Annotated in this window: 14 protein-coding genes; 11 read left to right on the forward strand and 3 right to left on the reverse strand. The window is 60.5% G+C overall.

The window, feature by feature from the left end:
* Window position 1: 1 nt before the first annotated feature.
* Entirely contained in the window at window positions 2-2173 is a 2172-nt protein-coding gene (locus tag AC07UI_RS28860; RefSeq protein WP_494995705.1) for a PA5441 family protein, read from the reverse strand.
* Between the two features lie 179 nt (window positions 2174-2352).
* Between AC07UI_RS28860 and AC07UI_RS28865 the strand changes: the two genes are divergently transcribed.
* The 7 genes from AC07UI_RS28865 (at window position 2353) to AC07UI_RS28895 (ending at window position 19198) form a co-directional block, all read left to right on the forward strand.
* Complete coding sequence (locus AC07UI_RS28865; RefSeq protein WP_494995706.1) at window positions 2353-3135, forward strand: efflux RND transporter periplasmic adaptor subunit; 783 nt, start codon at window positions 2353-2355, stop codon at window positions 3133-3135.
* A complete protein-coding gene (locus AC07UI_RS28870) occupies window positions 3132-4451 on the forward strand; it encodes an efflux RND transporter periplasmic adaptor subunit (protein WP_494995707.1) in 1320 nt (439 codons plus the stop codon). Before AC07UI_RS28865 ends, AC07UI_RS28870 begins: the two co-directional genes overlap by 4 nt.
* Window positions 4452-6548 carry an efflux RND transporter periplasmic adaptor subunit gene (locus tag AC07UI_RS28875; RefSeq protein WP_494995708.1) on the forward strand — a complete coding sequence of 699 codons (2097 nt, stop codon included), beginning with the start codon at window positions 4452-4454 and terminating at the stop codon, window positions 6546-6548.
* Window positions 6549-6868: 320 nt separating this feature from the next.
* A complete protein-coding gene (locus AC07UI_RS28880) occupies window positions 6869-8494 on the forward strand; it encodes a glycosyltransferase family 39 protein (RefSeq protein ID WP_494995709.1) in 1626 nt (541 codons plus the stop codon).
* A 303-nt stretch (window positions 8495-8797) separates the two neighbouring features.
* Window positions 8798-9682 (forward strand): sulfotransferase family protein, encoded by an 885-nt coding sequence (locus AC07UI_RS28885; RefSeq protein WP_494995710.1) that lies wholly within the window; start codon window positions 8798-8800, stop codon window positions 9680-9682.
* 52 nt (window positions 9683-9734) lie between these two features.
* Entirely contained in the window at window positions 9735-17639 is a 7905-nt protein-coding gene (locus AC07UI_RS28890) for an Ig-like domain-containing protein (RefSeq protein ID WP_494995711.1), read from the forward strand.
* Window positions 17640-17680: 41 nt separating this feature from the next.
* The gene (locus tag AC07UI_RS28895; RefSeq protein ID WP_494995712.1) at window positions 17681-19198 is read left to right on the forward strand and encodes a TolC family protein; all 1518 of its coding nucleotides are present in this window, start codon (window positions 17681-17683) and stop codon (window positions 19196-19198) included.
* A 35-nt stretch (window positions 19199-19233) separates the two neighbouring features.
* On the opposite strand, the gene AC07UI_RS28900 is transcribed toward AC07UI_RS28895, so the two are convergent.
* A complete protein-coding gene (locus AC07UI_RS28900) occupies window positions 19234-19995 on the reverse strand; it encodes a slipin family protein (RefSeq protein WP_494995718.1) in 762 nt (253 codons plus the stop codon).
* Window positions 19995-21365 (reverse strand): NfeD family protein, encoded by a 1371-nt coding sequence (locus AC07UI_RS28905; RefSeq protein ID WP_494995713.1) that lies wholly within the window; start codon window positions 21363-21365, stop codon window positions 19995-19997. Before AC07UI_RS28905 ends, AC07UI_RS28900 begins: the two co-directional genes overlap by 1 nt.
* 235 nt (window positions 21366-21600) lie before the next feature.
* On the opposite strand from AC07UI_RS28905, the gene AC07UI_RS28910 reads away from it, so the two are divergent.
* From AC07UI_RS28910 to AC07UI_RS28925, 4 genes are all read left to right on the forward strand, one after another.
* Window positions 21601-22065 carry an aminoacyl-tRNA deacylase gene (locus AC07UI_RS28910; protein WP_494995714.1) on the forward strand — a complete coding sequence of 155 codons (465 nt, stop codon included), beginning with the start codon at window positions 21601-21603 and terminating at the stop codon, window positions 22063-22065.
* A gap of 167 nt (window positions 22066-22232) precedes the next feature.
* Window positions 22233-22478, forward strand: a complete 246-nt coding sequence (locus AC07UI_RS28915) for a DUF2789 domain-containing protein (protein ID WP_494995715.1) — start codon at window positions 22233-22235, stop codon at window positions 22476-22478.
* A gap of 145 nt (window positions 22479-22623) precedes the next feature.
* The gene (locus AC07UI_RS28920; protein WP_494995716.1) at window positions 22624-22869 is read left to right on the forward strand and encodes a type II toxin-antitoxin system Phd/YefM family antitoxin; all 246 of its coding nucleotides are present in this window, start codon (window positions 22624-22626) and stop codon (window positions 22867-22869) included.
* Window positions 22859-23140 (forward strand): type II toxin-antitoxin system RelE family toxin, encoded by a 282-nt coding sequence (locus tag AC07UI_RS28925; protein WP_494995717.1) that lies wholly within the window; start codon window positions 22859-22861, stop codon window positions 23138-23140. Before AC07UI_RS28920 ends, AC07UI_RS28925 begins: the two co-directional genes overlap by 11 nt.
* Window positions 23141-23384: the final 244 nt, after the last annotated feature.

The following is a 23384-nucleotide window of genomic DNA, read 5'->3' on the forward strand; positions in this document are numbered from 1 at the left end:
TTTACCAGTAGTACTGCAGCGACTTGCCCCATTGGGTGTCGGCAAAACCGCTTTTCAACTGGCGGAACCAGGCTTTGCGCGTCGCCGGGTCAACGTCCTTGCCACCGCAGCTGTTGTAGCCCGACGGTGCAAAGCAATTGATGGCGCGAAACAGTGCATAGGCGCGGTCGTTGTGGGTTGCCTTGGTGTTCCCGATCACGTGTTGATAACCGTCCAGTCGTGAGTAGACCTGGCCGGTGAACCCTGGCGCGGTGCCGCCCAGGGTATCGGCATCAGGCTTGCGGTCCAGCGGCATGCCATCGAGGCCATTGCGCAGAATGAACTCACCGAAGCAGTTCAATCCCATCGGGCTTTTACTGTCCATCTGCAGCTTCAAAGCGGTTTCAGCGATGCTCGGGCAGCCATAGCCGGACTCAGCCTTTTGCGGTGTCCATTCAAAGAGTTTCAGCGATGGGCCGCCGGTGTAGACATAGCCAAGGCTATTGCCGAGTTTGTCTTCAGGCAGTGCAGCGGGGAGCTGTTTGAGATCCTGAGCGAAGGCGGCGTACTGACCGCGTAACAAGTCCTTGTAGAGCAGCACAAACTGAGCCGTATTGCGCTCCACGGGGTCGGTTGCCTGAGTGATTTGCTGGCGCAGCAGGTCGGCATCGGCCACGTGGCGCAACAGGATGTAACGCACTTGCGTGCTCTTGATCGGCGAGTCGTTGGCAAACACCCTGGCCAGTTGCTGGCTGCGCTCGTAGTTCATCGCCAGGGCCAGTTCCAGCTGTTCGCGTTGCAGTGGTTGCCTGGTCAGCGGCAGCATTTGCAGCCACAAGGTTTTGGCGCCTTTCCAGTCCTTTTTGGCTTCCAGCGCCAGCCCACGCAGGGTCTGCTGACTGAAGGCGAGGTAGTCCAGGTGCTGAGGCAAGTCACCGGGCAGCATTTTTAGCGCGTTGTCCGGATTCTTGTCGACGTACAGCGCAAATGCCGCCTGCAGATAGTCATACAGCGCCGGTTGCTGGGCGAACACGGCTTTTTGTTTTTGCAATGCGTCCAGGGTCAGCCTCGGCTTGGGCTGTTCACGCATCCACATCAGGTCATTGACCGCCAGCAACAGCGGCGTCTGCACTGGCTCGGCGTTGGTCATCAGCAGTTTGGTGTCGACTTCTTCCACCAGCGCATCGAGCGAAACGTTGCGCTGTGTGCCATGGGTTTGCGTCAACTGCCAGGTGTAGTCTTCGGCGAGCTTGTCCGGGGCGGCACCCAACCAGTGCACCCGGCGCAGCAGTCCTTTGGCGGACACGGCGTAGTCACCTTGTGGATAAGTTGTCAGGTAGTTGTCGAATCCGGTTTCGGCCTGTTGCAGGCTGGACTTATCCACATGCTCGAGCGTCGGCATGCCATATTCGTCGAATGCCTGCTGCTGGGCGGTATTGAGTGCGGTACGGGCGGCCATGTAGAGCGCGGTTTCTTTCAGCCAGGGCTGCGGGCTGTTTTTGAGTGCGGCGTAACCCGTCGCGGCATCGGCGAAGCGCCCACTGTAAAAGTCGGCGGCGGCCTGTAGATAAGTCGTGAAGGCCTTGCCTGTCGGAGACTGAATATCACCGGGCAACAGGCTCGTTTGCTGGGCGTTTTCCCAACTGCAAGCGGCGAGCATTTGCATCCGGCTACGGGCCAATGACTGGCGTTCGGCTGCCGGGATGTCGGCCTCGACCACTTGCCGGATAAACGCTGTGGCGCTGCCGTGCGAGTTGCTTCGGCAACGGCTGCCTTCGCCGGACAGGAACGCATCGCCGGCGGCTTCAGTGGTTTGGCGGGGGATCCCGAGTTTTTCCAGCAGCTCGCCCAGCGTCGCGGTGCTGGAGGCGTCGACCTTATCGGTGACTTCGCCCGAGGCTGCCGGATTGAGGCGATACACCGGGAAGGGTACCGGCCCGTAACCTTCGGCCAGGTCGTCATTGCCCAGCGCATTCGGTGTCAGGGGCAATGCGCCTTTGTCCGCCAGCAACAGGCGCAGGTTCACCCGGCTGTCATTGCCAGGGCTCAGGAATGGCAGGCTGCTGCAGGTATCCAGCGTGTTTTTGAACAGCAACCAGTTCGGGTAACAGGAATCATCGGAACTGGCCTGAGCCTGGCTGGAAACAATGGCGCTCAACGCCAGTGTGAGAGACGACAGAAGACCAATACGCATGAATTGTCCTTAATCCTGAAACGCATGAACTCGGGGGTATTAACGCTAGTGCTGCGATCATACAGCGCTGCGATGAAGGCGGATCCGCGGCAACCCGGTTTTCCAGGCAGTGATGGCTATTTGCTTGACGCTTATCATTGCTGTCGTAGACTCCGCCCATCCGTCAGGGAGTTACGGCTATGCGGCGTTTTCGTGGATTGGGTTTCGGATTAATCTGTCTGGGCGGCCTGGTACAGGCGCAAACGCCCGCACTAGACGATCCGCTGCTGGATAAGAGTTCGGCCACTGCGCCGACGTCGATCACCAACGAGGCGCGCGGCGTGTTGCGTGCACGGGATCAGGCGATGCTGGCGAGTGAGCTTTCCGGGCGCATCGTCGAGTTGCCGTTCAGCGAAGGTGAATCTTTCAATAGGGGCGATACCCTTGCCCGCTTCGATTGCTCGGCCTATCAGGCCCAGCTCAATGCCGCTCAGGCCGCCAGTCGTGGTGCCAATGAAGAGTTGGCGCACAATAAACAGCTGGCTTCGCTGAATTCGGTCGGACGCTTTGAAGTGGCGCGAGCCGAAGCAAAACTCGCCGAAACCCAGGCGCAATCCCAAGTCTATCAAGTTCAAGTCAAGCGCTGTAGCGTGGTTGCGCCGTATGACGGGCAGGTCGTCGAGCGCAAGGTCCAACGCTACGAAAGTGTGGCGGCTGGCTCGCCCTTGCTGGAAATCGTCGACAACCGCACGCTGGAAATCCACCTGCTGGTGCCTTCGCGCTGGATGGGAAAACTCAAGCCCGGACAAACCTTCAGCTTCGTACCCGATGAGACCGGCCAGCCACTCAACGCTACGGTCAAACGCCTCGGCGCGCGAATCGATGAAGGCAGCCAGACGCTGCTGTTGGTGGCGACACTGCCCACCGCCAGCGGTTTACTGTCGGGGATGAGTGGCACGGCGCGTTTCGCGGAGCCCAAATGAACGCGCCGGTGGCGGGCACCGCCGAACGGGTCTTTGCCCGGTTTCTGGACCTGGAACGCCAGACCCGTTCCGCTCGCACCACCGAGCAACTGGCCTACAGCCTGGTCAATGACGGTCAGGCGCTGTTTGGCTTTCGCCATGCGGCATTGCTGATTGCCGGTAAAGTGCGCGCGGTGACCGGCGTCAGCAGCGTGGAGCCGAATGCGCCGTTTGTGGCGTTCGTCGAGCAAGCGGTGGGACAGTTGTTCAAGCTCGATCTGCTGAAACAGGCGCGCGTGATACCGGCGGCGCCGTTGACTGAGCAGGTGCAGGCTGACTGGCAAAGTCTTTCTGCTGCGCAGGTGTTCTGGTTGCCGCTGATCGATCACAAGGGGCAGGTTTTCGGCGGCCTGTGGCTGGCGCGCGATATCCCGTGGACCCCTTCCGAACACGTCTTGCTGTCGCAACTCGGTGACACCTATAGCCATGCCTGGCTGGCCTTGCAACCGCGCCAGCCATGGCGCTTGCACTGGACCCGTAAACGTCAGGCGGCTTTGCTGGCGGTGCTGTTGCTTGGCCTGTTGATTCCGGTGCGCCAATCGGTGCTGGCGCCCGCGGAGGTCGTTCCGCTCGGTGGTCGGGTGATCGCAGCACCGCTGGACGGGGTGATCGCCGAGTTTCTGGTCAAGCCGAACCAGACCGTGAAGACCGGCGACCTGCTGCTACGTTTCGAAAGCACCACCCTCAATGCCCAGGCTGACGTGGCCGCCCGGGCCTTGGGCGTTGCCGAGGCCGAGTTGAAGGCCAATGCCCAGCGTGCCTTTGCCGATGCCGAGTCGAGTTCGAAGATCGATCTGTTGGCGGCTCGGGTCGAGCAAAAACGCGCGGAACGCGATTACGCCCGCGAGCTGCTCAAACGCAGTGAGGTCCGCGCCGAGCGCGACGGTATCGCGGTATTTGCCGACGCCGAACGCTGGACCGGTAAACCGGTGCAGACCGGAGAGCGATTGATGGAAATTGCTGACCCGACCCAGGCCGAATTGCGCATTGAACTGGCGGTCGGCGATGCGATTGCCCTGGAGCCCAACGCGCAGATTGCGTTGTTTCTGGACAGTGATCCGTTGCACCGCTATCTGGCCACCCTCGAACGTGCGGCCTATGAGGCGCAGCCCACCGCCGGCGGGCAGCTGGCTTATCGGCTGGACGCTCGCTTCAACGAGGCTGCGCCGCGCATCGGTCTGCGTGGTACGGCGAAGATTTTCGGCGAACGTGCGCCGCTGGCGTTGTACTTGCTGCGCCGTCCGTTGGCCGGGTTACGTCAGAGCGTGGGCCTGTAGATGACACTTCCCAGCCTGCGGGCGGATTTGCAGTTGTCGGCGGCGGCCCCGGCGCTGGATGGTTCGCCACGCTGGACCTTGGCCGACCCGGTGCGCGGACGCTACTTCAAAGTCGGCGCGGCGGCGATGCGTTTGCTGCGGCATTGGTCGTTGGGCGATGCCGAACAAGTGCTGCACGCGGCCAATCGCGAGCCGGGACTGCCTCTTGGCGGTCAGGAGCTGGATGAGTTGCTGGGATTTCTCCGCGCCCATGATTTGATTGCCGCCCTCGACCCGCAACAACGCGCCAGTTATGGCCAGAAAGCCGCCGCCCAGCGTCAGGCTCTATGGCAAATGCTGCTGCATCAATACCTGTTTTTCCGGATTCCGTTGTGGCGCCCGGATGCCTTTCTCAATCGCGCCTGGCCATGGCTGGAGCGTTTCGGACCACGACTGTTGCGCTATGGCCTGCCCGCAACACTGGGGCTTGGGGTGTTTCTGGTCTCACGGGACTGGCAGCGCTTTCTGGCGACCTTCCCGCACCTGTTCAGTCTCGGTGGCGCGCTGGCGTTTGGCGTCGCGCTGTTCTTCGCCAAGCTGTGTCATGAGTTCGGCCATGCGTTTATGGCCAAGCGTGCGGGGTGTCGGGTGCAGAGCATGGGCGTGGCGTTCATGGTCCTGCTGCCACTGTTTTATACCGATGTCAGCGATGCCTGGCGGGTCAATGATCGCCGCGCCCGCTTGTTGATTGGGGCCGGGGGCGTGTTGGCCGAATTGCTCTTGGCCTGTATCGCATTGCTGGCATGGTCGCTATTGCCGGACGGGCCGGCGCGAACCGCAGCGTTCATGCTGGCCAGCGCGACCTGGTTGACGACCCTTGCGGTCAATCTGAACCCTTTTATGCGCTTCGATGGCTATTTTCTGCTCAGCGATCTGTGGGAAGTGGACAACCTCCAGGGCCGGGCATTTGCGTTGTGCCGCTGGCGCCTGCGTGAAGCGCTGTTCGGCTATGGCGTGCAAGCGCCGGAACCCTGGTCGCCGAAGATGCAGCGACGGTTACTGTGGTGGGGGTATTGCTCCTGGTTTTGGCGCGCGGCGTTGTTTTTCGGCATCGCGTTGGCGGTCTATCACCTGTTCTTCAAGCTACTCGGGATCTTTCTGATGCTGGTTGAGTTGGTGTGGTTCATTTTTCTGCCGATCGCGTGCGAGTGGCGTGAATGGTGGACCCGCCGCGAACAGGCCCATGCACCGCGGGCGTTGCTTAGCGCTGTGAGTTTGCTGGCGCTGGTGTTGTTGCTGGTAATGCCTTGGCGCAGTGCGGTCGAGTTACCAGCCATGCTCGAAGCCGGTAGGGTCAGCGCCTTGCACGCGCCGGTGGCGGCGCGGGTCAAACAGGTCAACGTCACGGATGGCCAGCCGGTGTCCCAGGGGGAGGTGTTGATCGAGCTGGAGTCGCCGGATCTGGATTCGCGACAGGCCATTGTTCGCCGTGAAATCGAAATCCTTCAATTGCAAATGCGCCGTCAGGCCGGGCGCAGCGAAACGGCGGCCGATGCCGGCATCGTCGAGCAACGACTGGCCGAGGCCGTGGCCGAGTACCGTGGCCTGGTGGCGCAGCGTGAGCGTTTGCTACTGCGCGCACCCCAGGCCGGCAAGGTGCGCGATCTGTTGCCGCAATTGAGCGTCGGCCGCTGGTTGTCACCCAAGGACCCGCTGGCCAGGGTGGTTGAGGAGGGCGCACGATTGCGCGGTTATCTGGCGGAGGCTGAGTTGTGGCGGGTTACCCCCGCAGACACGGGGCGTTTTATTGCCGATGATCCGATGCATCCGGCCGTTGAAGTCGAGCTGACGGAAGTGGACACCAACGGTGCTGCGTATGTCGATCAGGAGGCGCTGACCTCAGACCATCACGGTCCGATAGCTGTACGTCGCAATGAGAACAATCGCCCGGAACCGGTGCAGGCACAATATGGGGCGCGCCTGAAAACGCTTGATGACACGCAAACGCCCGCTCAGCCGTTGCGCGGTCTGGTCGTGTTGCAAGGGCGCAGCGAGTCGTTGCTGGGTACTGCCTGGCGGCGCCTGGCAGCATTGGGCGTCAGGGAAAGCGGTTTTTAATGCCGGGAATATTCAAGTGGAACGGCCGACGTTGAGCAACGAATCAACCATCTCTGACGGTTTGTCGGCGCGCTAGTCGCGAGTATCTGACGGGCCGTTTGTGCAATCAGCCGAGTGCATTCATTTCGTGGCCCGATCACGCCAGGGCTGAGCGTGGACGTTGCCGCGACTCACTGTCGAATGTCGTCTGCGTGCAATCGGTCGGGATCAGCGATTTGCAGAGCGCATACTGTGGCGACCTGTCGTAAAGTTGCAGGTGCTTCAGAGCCCATAGGGGGACTTGGGCGGCTTATAATTTATGTGTATTGGCGGGGGAATGGATGGCGGTGCGCAGAGAAACAGAGCTCGGCGACAAGCGTAACGGGCACTCTGTGGTCAGCTTGATCGAAGGTGTGCAGCGCTTGGTGCAATGGGGTCGTGAACACTGGTTGGTACCTATTCTGGCGCTGGCGGCATTCACGCGCTTTTATGATCTGACCGCAGCGGCAATCTGGGGCGACGAAGGCTCCAGCCTGTTGTTAAGCCAGTATTCGCTGGCCGGGATCTGGTTTCACGCCGCTCATGATGTGCATCCGCCGCTGTATTTTATGCTCCTGCATGGCTGGATCGAGCTGTTTGGCGACGGGATTTTCTCGATTCGCAGTTTTAGCGCACTACCCGGGATTGCCACGGTGGCGCTGGGCATCTGGCTGGTGGGGCTGATCGCCACGCGGCGCGCGGCGGTGCTGGCCGGGGTGCTGCTGGCCCTGCTGCCAACAGCGGTGCGCTATAGCCAGGAAGTGCGCATGTATTCGCTGTTGGGCGTCTTGTTGATCGGCGCGACCATCGCGTTAGTGTATTGGGTCAAACAGCCTCAGCGTTCGCGTTACCTGGTGATCTATGCGCTGTTGATGAGCGCGGCCTTTTATACCCATTACTTCACTGCCCTCTGCGTGCTTTCCCATTGGCTGTATCTGCTGGTGATGCGTCTGCAACCCAGCGCAGAGTCTCGGCACATTACCCGCCCCGGCTGGTGGCTCGCTAACGTTGCGATCGTTGTGCTCTTTGTGCCCTGGATTCCGGGATTGATCGATCTGCTGCAGCACATAGACCAACTCAAAGCCAATGGTGACGTGGGCTGGGAACTGCCTGTCACGTTCTCTTCGTTACCGTCGATGATTTGGCTGTTTTTGGTCCAGGACGAGGCGGACAACCTGCCGTGGGTGGTATTTGCCTCAATGCCACTGCTGGTTCTGGTCATTGTGGGTATGACGGCCTGGCGTGATCCAACACCCTATAAGCTTCACACTTTGCCGGTGATTTACACCACGCTTCCGCTGCTGGTGGTCTTCTCGGTGTCGTTCGTCTCGCCTGTCTTCATCGAGCGTTACATGACGGCTTATGCCTTGGGCCTGCCGATGGTGTTGGCGATCGCTATCGACCAGTTGCAAAAGCGCTTTCGGATGTTGGCATTCGCCTTGCTCGCGGTGTTTGTCGGCACAGAGCTGGTGGGACTAAAAATCAACGCTACTGTCGACGTGAATGATCAGGTCAGCGTCATGGTCGATTATGTGAACCAGCGTTATGTCGCGGGCGATCGCATCGTCATCAGCGACATGCTCTGGTACATGAGTTACGTCTACTACAACCGAACCGATGCCCAACCGCTGCTCTACACGCCGCCGTTGCGCAATGGAGTTTCCAGCCGGCCAAACGCCTACGGTTTCGGCACGCTGGTGAATCAGGATGCCGACAAAATCTACCTCGACAGCCTGGCAGAGCTGCCCGCTGGGACCGGGCGAGTGTGGTTGATCAGCACCGGTGATCAACCAGATGAATTCGCACCGCTGCCCCCCACGTGGCACAAGACTCGCGAATTCGAGGCGGGTAACGCCAAAGCGCGGCTGTTTGTGATGGGCAGCCCTGCACAGCGGCTACAGAGCACGCGGGGACCGAGAAATTTCTGACGGTGTTTTGAGGTTTCTTTGATTTTGGCGCCAGATTAACTTTCGGTTTTTCACGGATTACCGGGAAAAACGTTCTGATCTTCATGAAAAAGAACGTGTTGTCCCGGTCACCGTACACCATCCGTTTGATGCCCTTTGTTCGGTTGTTCATTCCTTCCAACTGACCGGTGTGCATTCGCCAACGCCTGCGAGGCGCTCGCCGCATCAATGCCATGGCCGGCGATTCGCCCAATCAACATCACACTTCTTCCGCGGTTTTGCTTCGATTTGATATCAAAAGACCACTAGTCGGAAGTCCCCTTCATGGACTACGCTTTGTCCTACAAAAGGATGTTGATTACGGTGAAGGGATTGCACGACTTCCACTTTATCTCTGGCTTACCGCGCTCAGGGTCCACCCTGCTCTCAGCCATTCTGCTGCAGAACCCGCGTTTTCATGCTGGCATGACCAGTCCGGTCGGCGCGTTGTTTTCCGGCATTCTCGAACAATGCAGTGCCGGCAGCGAATTTGGTGCCGTCATCGACACCCCACTGCGCCGTCGTCTGTTGCACGGTCTGTTCGATTCCTTCTACGCCGATCAGGCAGACACACCCGTCATCTTCGACACCAATCGCCAATGGTGCGCGCGCCTGCCTGCACTACGGGAACTGTTCCCGAAGGCCAAAACCATTGCCTGTGTGCGCAATGTTGCCTGGGTGATGGACAGCCTTGAGCGTCTGTACCGCGCCAATCCGTTCGAGAACACCAAGCTGTTCAATGACGAAATCGAGCGCAATACCGTTTACAGCCGTTGCGAAACCCTGGCTCAGCGCAATCGTCTGGTGGGTTTTGCCTGGACCGCGTTGAAAGAGGCGTATTACGGCGAAAACGCCGACTCGCTGTTGATCGTTGATTACGATTTGCTGAGCCAGGCCCCTGACCGGGTCATGCGGTTGATCTACGATTTCATCGGCGAACCCTGGTTCGAGCACGATTTCAACAACCTCGCCTATGACGCGCCGGAGTTCGATCAGGCGCTCGGAGTATCGGGGCTGCACAAGGTCAAACGCACGGTCGCACTGGAACCCCGACGCACGATCCTGCCGCCGGACCTGTTCGATAAATACGCAGAATTGTCTTTTTGGCACGATGGCTCCGCCAGCGCCGCCAACGTTATTCGTATGAAAGCCGAAACCGCGATCAGTTGATTACGGCTTTTTTATTTGCGCGCAAATAAAAGTTCGAATCCGGGTGAGCAATATGTGGTGGAGCAAAGGCAAGTCGCAAACATCCCAAGGCGCACGCGTCCTGGCATCGCCAATGATCATGTCGCTGGAACCGCGAATGCTGTTCGACGGCGCAGTGGCGGCCACGGTTGCCGATACTGCCGCCCAAGCCGACAGCCACGCCACGGCGGACACTGCGAAGTCACCGGTTGCCGACCACCCGGTGGCCAGCAAGGACACCCACGGTCAGGCGGACAACACGTCAGCGGCCACACCCGCGCCTGCTGCGACGCCCACCGCCGTGCCCGGTCAGAGCGTGGTGTTCGTCGATTCGCGTATCAAGGACGCCGATAGCCTGCTCAAAGGTGTGGCGCCCGGCACCCAAGTGGTGCAGCTCGACGCGACCAAGGACGGCTTGCAACAGATCGCTGATTATCTGGATACCCACCACGGCGTGAGTACCGTGGAAATCATCGCCCACGGCAATAGCGGCGACTTGTGGCTGGGCGACACTTACCTGGCGGCCGATAACGTGGCGGCTCGCAGCGCGGTGCTGGCGCGCATCGGTAATGACATGAACGTCGGCGGCGACATTCTGATCTACGCCTGCAACACCGCCGCAGGTGACAAGGGCATCAGCTTTGTCGACTCGCTGGCGCAACTCACCGGGCGCGATATCGCTGCGTCGAGCAACCGTACCGGCATGGGCGGTGACTGGGATCTGGAAATCGCGACCGGCACCATCGAGAGCCATAACGTGCTGTCAGCCCAGTCCATGGCTGCGTATCAGTACAGCCTGGCGACCCTGACGGTCACCAACAACGGTGACAGTGGGATCGGCTCATTGCGTCAGGCGCTGAGCGATGCCGTGGTGGGTGACACGGTGATGTTCAGCACCACGATGACAGTCAATCTGAACTCGCAACTGACCATTACCAAGAACGTCACGGTGGAAGGTGACCTGAACCACGACGGCATTGCCGATGTGACTCTCAACGGTCAGTACAAGACCCGGGTGCTTCAGGTCGCTTCCGGGGTCACTGCGACCCTCGACGGGCTGATCATCAAACAAGGCCTGGTGGCCGGCAATGGTGCTGCTGCCGGTACGGATGGCACTGCGGCGATGGGTGGCGGTATTTTCAATGCCGGCAACCTGACCCTCAAGAACGTCACCGTGACCAGCAACGCCGCTTCGGGCGGCGGTGGCGGTGGCGGGGTCACCTCACCTTACGTCGGTGGCGCGGTCGGCGGCGGTGGCGGCGGTGGCGGTGCATTGGGCGGGCAAGCCGGCGGTCATGGTGGCACCTCCGGTTTCGGCACGGGTGTGTACGGCGGTACGAGCGGTAGTGCCAACAAGGGCGGTAACGGTGGCGGGTACAACCCCAACTACATGGGCGGTCGCGGCGGCGGCAGCAGCGGTGGCGCGGGCGGCCTGGGGGCTGCCAACTACAGCAGCGGTGGCGCGGGCGGTACGGCGAACAACGGCACGATTTCCATCGGCGGTGGCGGTGGCGGCTCCGGTTGGGACAAGCCCGGCAGGGCCGGTGCTTCGGCCGCGGGTGGTATCTATAACGCTTCAACCGGCACCTTGACCGTCGTGGGCACCTCGGTGATTTCCAACAACATCGCCGCCGGTGGTGGCGGCGGTGGCGGTGGCGGCCTGGGCGGCTCCGCCGACCCCGGTGGCGCGGCCGGTAAAGGTGTCGGCGCGATCTGGAACAAAGGTACGGTATTGATGACCGCCGCCAACTTTGCGGCGTTGTCCGGTAACGTCGGTGGCAGCGGCTCCGGCGGTCCGGCGCTGGGCGGCGGTAGTACCGGTGCCAGCGTGGCGGCCGTGAACAATATCTTCAACGATGGCGGTACGGTAAACACCGCCTATGTACCGACACCGAGCGCTACCATCGCGGTGGCGAACAGCGCCCTGCACATCGGCCAGACCTCGCTGGTGACCTTTACCTTCACTGAGGCGGTGACCGGTTTCACCAACGCCGACCTGACGGTCACCAACGGTACCCTGAGCGCGGTGAGCAGCAGCGATGGCGGGGTCACCTGGACAGCGACCTTTACCCCAAATTCAAGCGTCACGGGCAGCACCAACCACATCGTCCTGGACAACACCGGCGTGACAAGCGTGTCGCTGGGCGCTGCCGGGGTCGGCACCAGCACGTCCAACAATTACGCCGTCGACACTGTACGGCCGACGGCAACCGTCGTGGTCGGCAGTCCTGCGCTGAACATCGGCGGCACCTCCACGGTGACCTTCACCTTCAGCGAGGCGGTGACGGGCTTCAGCCTGGCCGACATGACGGCATCCAACGGCACCCTGAGCAACCTGACCACCAGCGACAGTATCACCTGGACCGCGACCCTGACACCGACCGCCGGCAACACCAGCAGCGGCAACGTCATTACCCTGAACAACACCCTCTATACCGATACCGCGACCAACGCCGGTACCGGCACGACCACGTCCAACACCTATACGGTCGACACCGTGCGGCCGACCGCGAGTATCGTGGTGGCCAACAATGCGCTGAACATCGGGGCAACGTCCCTGGTGACGATCACCTTCAGCGAGGCGGTGACCGGTTTCACCAATGCCGACCTGACGGTCGCCGACGGCACGCTGAGCGCGGTCAGCAGCAGCGACGGCGGCATCACCTGGACCGCGACCCTGACCCCGACCTCATCGGTTTCCAACGCCGGCGACGTGATTACCCTGAATAATGCCGGAGTCAGCGACACGGCAGGCAATGCCGGTAGCGGCACGACCAGCTCGAATGCCTATAGCGTCGACACCGCGCGTCCGACCGCGACCATCATCGTTGCCACGACCACCCTGGGCATCGGCCAGACCTCACCAGTGACCATTACCTTCAGCGAAGCGGTGACCGGTTTCACCAACGCCGACCTGACCGTTTCCAACGGTACCCTGAGCGCGGTGAGCAGCAGCGACGGCGGTATTACCTGGACTGCGACCTTCACTCCGACGACCAATATCACCAACGCCAGCAACCACATCACCCTGAACAACACCGGCGTGCTGGACCTGGTCGGCAACGCCGGCAGCGGCACCACCGACTCCAACAACTTTGCCATCGACACCCAGCGCCCGACGGCGACGATCGTGGTCGCGAACACGGCTTTAGCCATCGGCCAAACCTCGCTGGTGACCATCACCTTCTCCGAGGCGGTGACCGGCTTCACCAACGCCGACCTGACGATTGCCAACGGCACCCTCAGCGCGGTGAGCAGCAGCGACGGCGGCATCACCTGGACCGCGACCTTCACCCCGGCCGCCAGCATCACCGACACCAGCAACCTGATCACCCTGGATAACACCGGGGTCAGCGACTTTGCCGGAAACACCGGCAGCGGCACCACCGATTCCAACAATTTCGCGATCGACACCGCACGCCCGACGGCCACCATCGTGGTCGCCGACAGCACCCTCACGGTCGGCGAAACCTCACTGGTGACCATCACCTTCTCCGAGGCGGTGAGCGGTTTCACCAACGCCGACCTGACGATTGCCAATGGCAGCCTGAGCGCGGTGAGCAGCAGCGACGGCGGTATCACCTGGACCGCCACCTTTACCCCAACTGTCGGTATCGCCGATGCCACCAACCTGATCACCCTGAACAACACCGGGGTCAGCGACCTGTCCGGCAACACCGGCACCGGCACCACCAGCTCGAACAATTACACCATCGACACCGTTCGCCCGACCGCTACCATCGTGGTGGCGGACAACGCCTTGAAGATCGGCGAAACCTCACGGGTGACCATCACCTTCTCCGAGGCGGTGAGCGGCTTCAGCAATGCCGATCTGACGATTGCCAACGGCACCCTGAGCGCGGTGAGCAGTGGCGACGGCGGCATTACCTGGACGGCCACGTTTACACCGACTGCCAGCATTACCGATGCCACCAACATCATTACCCTGGACAACAGTGGCGTCACCAATGGGTCGGGCAATGCCGGCAGCGGCACCACCGATTCGAACAACTTCGCCATCGACACAGTGCGCCCGACGGCGACCATCGTGGTCGCGGACAGCGCCCTGGGAGTCGGTCAGACCTCACTGGTGACCATCACCTTCTCCGAGGCAGTGAGCGGTTTCACCAACGCCGACCTGACCATCGATAATGGTACCTTGAGCGCGGTCAGCAGCAGCGATGGCGGCATCACCTGGACCGCCACCCTGACCCCAGTGGCGGGCATTACCAATACCAGCAACATCATCCAGCTGGACAACACGGGGATCCAGGACCTGTCCGGCAACGCCGGCAGCGGCACCACCGACTCCAACAACTACGCGGTCGACAGCCAGCGCCCGACCGCCACTATCGTCCTGGCCGACCCGGCCCTTCAGGCCGGCGAGACTTCGCTGGTGACCATTACCTTCTCCGAGGCGGTGAGCGGCTTCACCAATGCTGACCTGACGATCGCCAACGGCAGCCTGAGCGCGGTGAGCAGCAGCGACGGCGGCATCACCTGGACCGCCACCTTCACTCCGACCGCGGGCATCACCGATCTGAGCAACGTCATCAGCCTGAACAATAGTGGAGTCGCCGACCTGGCGGGCAATGCGGGGACGGGCATCACCAGTTCGAGTAATTACACTGTTGAAACCCAAGTGCCGACCGCCACCATCGTGATCGCCGATACGGCGTTGAGGGTCGGTGAAACCACGGTGGTGACCGTCACTTTCTCCGAGGCGGTGAGCGGCTTCAGCAACGCCGATCTGACGATTGCCAACGGCACCTTGAGCGCGGTCAGCAGCAGTGATGGTGGCGTGACCTGGACGGCGACTTTCACCCCGACCAGCAACATCACCGACACCAGCAACGTGATTACCCTGGATAACAGCGGTGTCACCAACGCATCGGGCAACACCGGCAATGGCACCACTGACTCCAACAACTACGCCATCGACACGGTGCGCCCGACGGCGACCATCGTCGTCGCCGACAGCGCCCTCGCGGCCGGCGAAACCTCACTGGTGACCATCACCTTCTCCGAGGCGGTGAGCGGTTTCACCAACGCCGACCTGACTATCGCCAACGGCACCTTGAGCGCGGTCAGCAGCAGCGATGGCGGCGTCACCTGGACCGCGACCCTGACCCCGGTGGCGGGCGTCACCGATACCAGCAACCTGATCACCCTGACCAACAGTGGCGTCAGCGATCTGGCGGGTAATGCCGGCACCGGGACGACCGACTCAAATAATTACGCGATTGACACGCAGCGGCCCACAGCCACCATTGTGCTTGCTGACACAACGCTGATTGTGGGCGAAACGTCGCTGGTCACCATTACCTTCTCCGAGGCGGTGACCGGCTTCACCAACGCCGACCTGAGTGTGCCCAACGGCACGTTGAGCCCGGTCAGCTCCAGCGATGGCGGTATTACCTGGACGGCGACCTTTACTCCGACGGCCGGTGTTGCCGACGCCACGAACCTGATTACCCTGAGCAACAGCGGGGTGGCCGATCTGGCGGGCAACGCCGGTACCGGCACCACGGATTCCGGCAACTTCACCATCGACACCGTGCGCCCGACGGCGACCATCGTGGTGGCGGACACCGCGCTGAAAGTCGGTGAAACATCGCAGGTCACCATCACTTTCTCGCAAGCGGTGAGCGGTTTCAGCAACGCCGACCTGACAATCGCCAATGGCACACTCAGCGCGGTCAGCTCCGGCGATGGCGGCATCACCTGGACCGCAACGTTCACGCCAACCAATGCCATTACCGACAGCAGCAACCTGATCACGCTGGACAATAGCGGCGTTCAGAGCGCATCTGGCAATACCGGTGTTGGCACTACCGATTCGAACAACTATGCCATCGATACCGAGCGTCCAACCGCGACTATTGTGGTCGTCAATCCGGTGTTGCCAGTGGGTGAGACCTCTCAGGTGATCATCACCTTCAGCGAAGCGGTGAGCGGGTTCAGCAACGCCGACCTGACGATCGCCAATGGCACACTCAGCGCGGTCAGCAGCAGCGATGGTGGCGTGACCTGGACGGCGACCTTCACCCCGAACGCCAACATCAGAGACGCGACCAACCTCATCACCCTCAACAACAGTGGTGTGAGCGACGCTGCCGGTAACGCCGGAGCGGGGACGACCGACTCCAACAACTACGTTGTTGATACCCAGCGTCCGACCGCGACCATTGTGGTCGCCGACAGCGCACTCAAGATCGGTCAGACCACCACCGTGACCATCACCTTCTCCGAGGCGATCAGTGGTTTTACCAACTCAGACCTGAGCGTCGCCAATGGCACGCTGAGCGCGTTGAGCAGCAGCGATGGCGGTGTCACCTGGACGGCGACGCTTACGCCAACCGGCAATGTCACCGATGCCAGCAACCTGATCACCCTGAACAACGGCGGTGTGAGTGACTTGCTCGGCAACGCCGGGAGTGGCACCACCGACTCGAACAATTACACCGTCGATACCGTGCGCCCGACGGCGACCATCGTGATCGCTAACCCGATTCTGGCGGTGGGCGATTCCTCGACAGTGATCATCACCTTCAGCGAAGCGGTAAGCGGGTTGGACAACAGCGACCTGACGGTGACCAACGGCACGCTGAGCGCGTTGAGCAGCAGCGATGGTGGCGTGACTTGGACAGCGACGTTCACCCCGAACGGCAATGTTAGCGACGCGACCAATCTGATCACCCTCAACAATACCGGAGTCAGTGATCTTGCCGGCAATGCCGGGACGGGGAGCACCGACTCCAACAATTTCATCATTGATACTCAGCGTCCGACGGCGACCATTGTCGTGGGCGACAGCGCTCTGCGCATCGGTCAGACGACCACCGTGACCATCACCTTCTCCGAGGCGATCAGTGGCTTTACCAACTCAGACCTGAGTGTCGCCAACGGTACGCTGAGTGCCCTGAGCAGCAGCGATGGCGGTAAGACCTGGACGGCGACGCTGACTCCGACCGGCAATATCTCCAATACCAATAATCTCATCACGTTGAACAACGGCGGTGTGATTGACTCGGTCGGCAACGCCGGGAGTGGCACCACCCAGTCCAACAACTACGCCATCGACACCACACGTCCAACCGTCACCAGCATCGTGGTGGCTAACCCGGCGTTGACGGTGAATCAGACCTCACGGGTGACCATTACTTTCAGCGAAGCGGTCAGCGGCTTCGATCTGACTGACCTGAGCGCGACCAATGGCACCTTGTCCAACCTTTCCAGCAGCGATGGTGGCAAAACCTGGACGGCGACCCTGACGCCAACGGCCAACGTCAACAATGCCAGCAATCTGGTCAGCCTGAACGGCAGTGGTGTGACCGACCTGGCCGGCAACTCGGGCGTAGGCACTACGGATTCCAATAGTTATTCGGTCAACACCATCGCCACCAGTGGCGACCCGCAATTCAGGGTTGATTCTCCAGTGGTGCTTGCGGACCCACCGAATGTGCCGCTGCAACCCATCGTTTTCACCCCGCCTACGGGCAATCTCGGTTCGCCGCTGGCCTTTACGCCATTGTTCGAGCAGCGTACTTCGGGCGATGGTTTACCTCCGGTGGGCAGCATCTTCATCAATAACGGCGCCCTGGCACCAAGTTTCATCGCTCAGGTGTTCAGCAGCGAAAGCGGCGGGAACGGTGCGGCTCAAGGCTTCCTCGGCTTTGGTGGCGGTGATGGCGGGGTGTTCGGCAGTAGCACGCTGTCGAGCCTGTTCAATCAGGATTCAGGCTCGCAAAGCGGCTCGTTCAATGCCATCGACAGCCATTCAATACAAGGCGGCGATGTCTCACAAGGCTTGCGCGGGGTGTTCGGCGCGCCGACGTTGGGCCAGCAATTGCAGCAAATGAAAGACACCGAGCAACGGCAGATCCTGGATCTGGCCGCGGCCTTGCAACAGGTCGGCATCAGCGAAATGCAGGCCTGAAACAGACTTAATACAGGGCTGGACCCGGGGGTAAGCCAAGGATGAGAAGAAGTCATAAGTTGTTTGGTGTCAGCCTGCTGGCGGTGATGGTCAGCGGATGCGCAATCAAAAGTGAACCGATTGAACGCAGTGTCAGCGAGCAGCGCGCCAAAAGCGATTTGCTCAGCATGTACAAGGATCAGGAGCCATTAAGCGGTCCTTTGACATTGCATCAGGCCATGGCTCGCGCGGTGAAGTACAACCTCGAAGGCCGGTTGAAAATCATGGAAGAGGCCCTGGCCAAGCGCCAACTGGACCTCGCCAGTTTTGACATGCTGCCGCGCATGGCGCTGGATGCCGGGTACGTGGGGCGTAACAACGTCAGCGGCTCCAGCAGCCAGAGTGTGCAGACCGGCACCCAGTCTCTGGAACCCTCGACCTCTCAGGACCGCGACCGCAGGGTGGCCGACCTGACCATGGTCTGGAACGTGCTTGACTTTGGCGTCAGCTACATCAACGCCAAACAGCAGGGCGACCAACGGTTGATCGTTCAGGAGCGTCGGCGCAAGGTGATCAACACCATCGTCCAGGACGTGCGCTCAGCCTACTGGCGTGCGGTAGCCGCCGAACGCCTGCTCAAGCAGATCGACAGCCTGATGGCGCGGGTCGATACGGCTAAGGTCAACAGTCAGAGCATGAGCGAACAGCGCATCGGTGATCCGATACAAGCCTTGGGTTACCAACGCTCGCTGATCGAAGCCACCCGTCAACTGGAGGAACAGCGCCAGGCACTGTCCCTGGCCAAAACCGAACTGGCGACCCTGATCAACCTGCCGATGGGCACCTCCTTGACCCTGGCGACCCCGGACGATTACGACATTCCCGAGTTGAAAGTCGACCTGGCGAGCCTGGAACAGGAAGCCCTGACCAGCCGCCCCGAACTGCGTGAGCAGGACTACCAGACGCGCATCAGCGCCGCAGAAACCCGCAAGGCCATGCTGCGGTTACTGCCGGGGCTTGAGTTCTCGGCTGGCGGGCACTACGACAGCAACTCGTTTTTGGTCAATGACAAGTGGGCCGACTACGGGGTGAAAGTTACCTGGAACCTGTTCAACGTGATTTCCGCTCCGGCGGCCATCGATGTCGCCAAGGCCGGCGAACAAGTCGCCACGGCGCGCCGTCAGGCGATGTCGATTGCCGTGCTGGCGCAGCTCTATGTGGCCAACGCCAACTACCGTGAAGCGCTGCGTCAGTTCAAAACCAACCAACAACTGGCCAGCATCGACGGGCAAATCGTCGGCCAATTACGCAATCGCCATCAAGCGGCCGGGTTGGGTGAGCTGGACCTGATCCAGGGCGAACTGAACACCCTGCAGGCAGATTTGCGGCGTGACCTGTCTTATGCCGATCTACGCAACGCGTATGGACAGATCTTCGCCAGCGCCGGGCTTGATCCGCTACCGGATCAGGTGCAGTCGACTCAGGTCGAGTCGATTGCCAACGCCTTGGCCAGCCGTGAAGCCGCCTGGGCGGCGGGGGATATAGCGGTACCTGTGGCGGCTCATGTCGAACGACAGTAAGTGAATTTACAGGGGGATCGTCAAGCTCACGTGCATCACCCCTTCGATGATAAGTCCGCCATGCCCTTCAACAATTCGATCGGTAGCGGAAAGACGATGGTCGAGCTCTTGTCACCGGCAATCGCACCCAGGGTCTGCATGTAGCGCAACTGCATCGCGCCAGGCTGACGGCCGAGCATTTCGGCGGCTTGCATGAGCTTTTCCGAGGCCTGCAGTTCGCCTTCGGCGTGGATCACCTTGGCCCGCCGTTCCCGTTCGGCTTCGGCCTGTTTGGCGATAGCACGGATCATCGATTCGTTGAGGTCGACGTGCTTGATCTCGACGTTGGCCACTTTGATTCCCCAGGCATCGGTCTGGGCATCGAGCACTTGCTGGACATCGGTGTTCAGGCGTTCGCGTTCGGCCAGCAGTTCGTCCAGTTCATGTTTGCCCAGCACCGCCCGCAATGTGGTTTGCGCCAATTGGCTGGTGGCCATGAGAAAGTCTTCGACCTGGATGATCGCCTTCTGCGGGTCGAGTACCCGGAAGTACAGCACCGCATTGACCTTCACCGAGACGTTGTCGCGGGTGATCACGTCTTGTGGCGGTATGTCGAGCACCACGGTGCGCAGGTCCACCCTGACCATTTGCTGGACCATCGGAATCAACAGAATCAGTCCGGGACCCTTGACCTGCCAGAAACGTCCGAGCTGGAACACCACCCCGCGTTCGTATTCGCGCAGGATCCGAAACGTTAACGCGGCCAACAGAATCAACAGCGCAATTAGCGCGCCAAAACCCAATTCCAGACCCATGATCATTCTCCTCGTGGTGTCGCCTGCGCCGCGGTCACTTCCAGTAGCAGCCCTTTGCGTGCCAACACCTGAACCCGTTGTCCGGGTCGCAGTGGCATTGGGCTCAGGACCTGCCAGTTTTCCCCTTGCAGCTGCACCCAGCCGTTGTAAGGGTTATCAGGTTGCACGGCGGTCACCGGCGTGACGCTGCCCACCAGCCCGGCATCGCCGCTGACGATTTTTCGCTGCCGCGCCCTCATCGCCATGCTCGCCAGTGTCACAAACAGCGCGGAACTGACCACGGCCAGGCCGATGATCAAGGGCAGCGGAATGCCATAACCCGGCACATCGGTGTCCATCAGAATCACTGCGCCCACCACAAAAGAGGCAATTCCGCCGAAGCCGATCACCCCGAACGTCGGTAAGAAGGCTTCCGCCACCATGAACGCGATGCCCAGCAAAATCAGCGCTACACCGGCGTAATTCACCGGCAATAACTGCAAGGCATACAACCCGAGCAACAGGCAGATCCCACCCAGCACGCCGCTGACGCCTGTGCCTGGGCTCATGAGTTCGAAAAACAGTCCATAGATGCCGATCATCATCAGGATCAATGCCACGCTGGGATGGGCGATCACCGACAGCAATTGCGTGCGCCAGTCCGGGTCATGGTTGATCAACGGGGCGTCGAAGGTGTGCAGTTGCACCTCCTGCCCGGCGACGCTAAAGGTCTTGCCATCAAGCTGTTTGAGCAGACCGTTCAGGTCATTCGCCACGTAGTCGACCACCTTGAGCTTCAGCGCCTCCTGAGCCGACAGGCTGACGGCTTCACGCACCGCTTGCTCGGCCCAGTCGACGTTGCGCCCGCGCAATTGCGCCAGGCCGCGGATGTAAGCGGCAGCGTCATTGATCTGTTTGTGGGTCAGAGTGTCTGTGGTGTTTTCAGGCTCTGGATTCTTGTCGGTACGTGGTGCCGCCGGTGGGTTTGGTTGCCCGGGCAGGCCACCGATTTGCACCGGCGTCGCAGCACCCAGGTTGGTGCCTGGCGCCATGGCAGCGACATGGCTGGCATAGAGAATATAGGTCCCGGCGCTGGCAGCGCGGGCACCGCTGGGGGCGACGAAACTGGCCACTGGCACGGGGCTGGCGAGGATCGCCTTGATAATCGCTCGCATAGAGGTGTCCAGCCCGCCCGGTGTGTCGATGCCCAGCACCACTAATTGCGCGTGCTCATCGACTGCCTTGCTCAAGCCCCGAACCACATAATCGGCGCTGGCCGGGCTGATCACATCGTTCACCGTGAGCACAATCACCGGGTCCACAGCCCACGCCTGCCCGGTCGGTAACCCGATCAGCAACCACAGCAACACCGCCCGCCATCCACGCTTGTTCATATGACCCTCCCGGAGAGTCATGTGCCATAGGGCCATCATCTATTCGTTGGCCCTGAACTGGAGTTTAGTTGAGCAATGGGCTGAGCGAATTTTGATCAGTTACGTCGGCAAACCGCTCAGAAGTTTGTTGGGCCAAGAGTGGTCGGTACCCGGTGCACGGCCTAGACTCTTTTAAGGGGAATCAAGTTGTTAACCCACCGTCCGCAAGCAGTTGCTCTGGACACCGAGGTGCATCATGCGTATGGCAAGAACCGTGCATTTGAGCCTGGAACAGGCCCATTGCGAATATGACGTCGTGACTCATCCGCACTCGGCGAGCAGCCTGGAAACCGCCCGGGTGGCGGGTATCCCCGCTGAGCGCGTGGCGAAATCAGTGATACTCGACGACCACCACGGCCACTACCTGATGGCCGTCCTGCCCGCCAGCCGCCATCTGGACCTGAGCAAAGTCCGTGGCAGCAGCGAATGGCAAATCACCCGCGAAAGCACGCTGGCCCATCTGTTCAACGACTGCGAACGCGGGGCCGTGCCTGCTCTGGGCGAATCCTATGGCATGGACATGATCATCGACCCAATGTTGACCCGCCAGAAAGACATCTACCTCGAAGCCGGCAACCACAACAACCTGGTCCACCTGAGCATGGACCAGTACCTGAAAATGGTGCCCCATGCCGAAGTGTGCGAGGTGAGTCATTCATGATGATTGGCAGTATTTTTTACGCAATTTCGCGGGCAAGCCTCGTTCCTGCATCGGACCGTATATTTCCTGCAGGAGCGAGGCTTGCCCGCGATCGATTGCGCAGCAGTCGCAATAAGGTTGTCCGCTAAATCACTGTCTCCCACCCAATCTCATCCCTGGAGCCTCCCATGGAATCACCCACCCACAGCCTGCCATCCCTGTTCAAACAACTCGGCCTGCCCGACGACCCCGCCAGCATTGATGCCTTCGTCGCCACCCACTCGCCGCTAAAACCCGAGCTGCACCTGGCTGACGCCTTCTTCTGGACCAAGTGCCAGGCGGATTTTTTGCGCGATGAAGTGCTGGACGACGCCGATTGGGCAGAGGTGGTGGATCAACTGGATGTGCTGCTGAGGAAGGGGCGGGGGGTGTAAAAAAATCTGAGGAAAACAGGCGAAATGTAAAAAAATCTGGTGAGCGGTAAAAAAATCTGGGGTTAAACCGTGTTTGTGAGATTTTTCCGGGTTGCTTAAAAACTATCAGCGGACCAGATTTAAGACCTAAATAGAGGTCTTAAATATGCAAAATGTTCTGGCCGATACGGCCGTCAGTGTGTCCGAGCTGAAGAAAAATCCCTCAGCAGTATTGAGCGGGGCTCATGGTGGGCCGGTTGCGGTGCTGAATCACAATCGTGTCATAGGGTATATGGTTCCGGCCGATGTATTCGAGGCCATGATGGAACGGTTGGATGACCTGGAGCTGGCCGAGCTAGTCCGCGCTCGTAGCCATGAAACGCCGATGCCGGTAAGCCTGGATGACTTGTAAGCTTGAATTCCTGCCATCCGCACGCAAGGAGTGGGACAAGTTGGGGCATACCCTACGCGAGCAGTTCAAAAAGAAGCTGGCTGAACGGCTTGAGTTACCTCGGGTCCAGTCGGATTCATTGCACGGGATGCCTGACTGCCACAAGGTCAAGTTAAAGGCCTCTGGCTACAGGCTGGTTTATCAAGTGATTGACGAGCGCGTGGTCGTCTCGGTGGTAGCCGTTGATAAGCGCGAACGTAGCGCTGTGTACGAACGAGCTAAAAAACGCTAAGAAAAGTCAGCGTCGCGCCCGTTTGGTTGCACACCTCGAACCATCCCCCCTATAGTTCGCCCCGTCGCCGCACATCGGCGACAGGATTTGGCGATCCTCTTTCTATGACGCGTTTCAGCGCACCGATTCCATGCTTGTACCTTATTGGGTAGAGGCATGCTGATCTATGTAGTGGTCTAATTTCCCCGGACACCTCGATAAGTGGAAAATGCATCTATCGAGGAGTTTTTCATGACCGACAAAC

Source organism: Pseudomonas sp. GW821-FHT04C07, from assembly GCF_059420325.1.

Coding starts and splice junctions, on each gene's coding strand:
- AC07UI_RS28860 (WP_494995705.1), bottom strand. CDS start 2,173: ATGCGTATTGGTCTTCTGTCGTCTCTCACACTGGCGTTGAGCGCCATT.
- AC07UI_RS28865 (WP_494995706.1), top strand. CDS start 2,353: ATGCGGCGTTTTCGTGGATTGGGTTTCGGATTAATCTGTCTGGGCGGC.
- AC07UI_RS28870 (WP_494995707.1), top strand. CDS start 3,132: ATGAACGCGCCGGTGGCGGGCACCGCCGAACGGGTCTTTGCCCGGTTT.
- AC07UI_RS28875 (WP_494995708.1), top strand. CDS start 4,452: ATGACACTTCCCAGCCTGCGGGCGGATTTGCAGTTGTCGGCGGCGGCC.
- AC07UI_RS28880 (WP_494995709.1), top strand. CDS start 6,869: ATGGCGGTGCGCAGAGAAACAGAGCTCGGCGACAAGCGTAACGGGCAC.
- AC07UI_RS28885 (WP_494995710.1), top strand. CDS start 8,798: ATGGACTACGCTTTGTCCTACAAAAGGATGTTGATTACGGTGAAGGGA.
- AC07UI_RS28890 (WP_494995711.1), top strand. CDS start 9,735: ATGTGGTGGAGCAAAGGCAAGTCGCAAACATCCCAAGGCGCACGCGTC.
- AC07UI_RS28895 (WP_494995712.1), top strand. CDS start 17,681: ATGAGAAGAAGTCATAAGTTGTTTGGTGTCAGCCTGCTGGCGGTGATG.
- AC07UI_RS28905 (WP_494995713.1), bottom strand. CDS start 21,365: ATGAACAAGCGTGGATGGCGGGCGGTGTTGCTGTGGTTGCTGATCGGG.
- AC07UI_RS28910 (WP_494995714.1), top strand. CDS start 21,601: ATGCGTATGGCAAGAACCGTGCATTTGAGCCTGGAACAGGCCCATTGC.
- AC07UI_RS28915 (WP_494995715.1), top strand. CDS start 22,233: ATGGAATCACCCACCCACAGCCTGCCATCCCTGTTCAAACAACTCGGC.
- AC07UI_RS28920 (WP_494995716.1), top strand. CDS start 22,624: ATGCAAAATGTTCTGGCCGATACGGCCGTCAGTGTGTCCGAGCTGAAG.
- AC07UI_RS28925 (WP_494995717.1), top strand. CDS start 22,859: ATGACTTGTAAGCTTGAATTCCTGCCATCCGCACGCAAGGAGTGGGAC.